The following is a 1,299-nucleotide window of genomic DNA, read 5'->3' on the forward strand; positions in this document are numbered from 1 at the left end:
TGGACACTTCCGGCAACCCTGCTGAGAGGCTGGTTTGACGATTTGATCTGCCCGGGATGTTGCTGTGCGTTGGCTGATTGGCAACGGCTGGCTGGCTGATCGGGCTGTCACGGACGGCCCGCCGGCGGTTTGCCTCACGCCGTTGCGCGCTGCCTGTCGAGCCAGCACCATCGCTTCATGTTGTAGCCCATGTTGGCGAGCGTGATCGCCGCATGTGCCCGCGCCAGGCCAATGGTGCGGATCACCAGCCCCATCACCCCCTTCTGGTACGCGAAGGGATGTTCCACATGCGCCCGCACCGCCGATTTCGTCGCGTTGCCACGCGCGAAGTGTTTGGCCATGGGCCGCCCTGCCGGCTTGCGCCGATGGATGCGGCTGACGCGGCCGATCCCCTGCAGATACTGCTCGTTCTGAGCCGAGCGGTACGCCGTGTCGGCCCACACCTCGGAGGCGGTGTTGTTCGGGTCGATCAGCCCCTCGCGCAGCCGCGCCCCGTCATGGGCAGCCGCGTCCGTGGTCCTGGCGCGCCGGATCACGCCATGGCGGCGGTCGATCGAGATGTGCGACTTGTAGCCATAGGCGGGGATCGCGATGTCGATCTGCGGCTTGCCGTCAGGGCCGGGCTTGGCCTTGGAGAACTTCACCGTCCAGCGCGCGTCGGTGTCCTTCTGGCGCGCCTTGGCCGGCTTGTCGGGCCAGATCGCCGCGGCCTTCTCGCCGGCCCTGATGCGCGCCTTCTCCTCATCGTTGTTGCGCTGACGCGGGGCGGACACCAGGGTCGCATCCACGATCTGGCCAGCCATGGGCAGGTAGCCCGCTGCGGTGATGGCCTCGTCCAGCCGGGTGAACAGCCTCTCCAGGGCGCCGGTGGCGATCAGCGCCTCGCGGAAGTCCCACAGCGTGTTGGCATCCGGCACCGCTTCGCCGGGGCCGAGCCGGCAGAAGCGCATCCAGCTCAGCCGGTCGGCCACCAGGTATTCCGTCTGTGCCAGCGACAGGCCGTGCAGCGCCTGCAGCACCAGCATGCGGAACTTCAGCACCGGATCGAAGGCAGGACGCCCGCCCTTGCTGCGATCGCGCGGGCCCAGCGTTGCGGTCAGCTCGGCACGGAACAGCTCGAAATCCACCGTCCTGGCGAGCTTCTCCAGCGGGTCACCCTGCGCCGAGAGCTCGCGCAGCCGATCCTGCACATCCCAGAAACCAGGTTGACCTGCCGACATCCGCAGCCTGCTCCATTTCGATCAGCACGAAGCGAATCACGTCAGCCCCAGCGCCGCCAACAGGTTTCCGGAAGCGTCC

At 67.6% G+C, this 1,299-nt stretch carries 1 protein-coding gene; it reads right to left on the minus strand.

The annotated features are described in order from the left end of the window. Positions 1 to 134: 134 nt before the first annotated feature. Entirely contained in the window at positions 135 to 1,220 is a 1,086-nt protein-coding gene (locus KPL78_RS30005) for an IS5 family transposase (RefSeq protein ID WP_219766972.1), read from the minus strand. Positions 1,221 to 1,299 lie beyond the last annotated feature (79 nt).

The organism is Roseomonas alba, from assembly GCF_019430885.1.
GTDB lineage: Bacteria > Pseudomonadota > Alphaproteobacteria > Acetobacterales > Acetobacteraceae > Neoroseomonas > Neoroseomonas alba.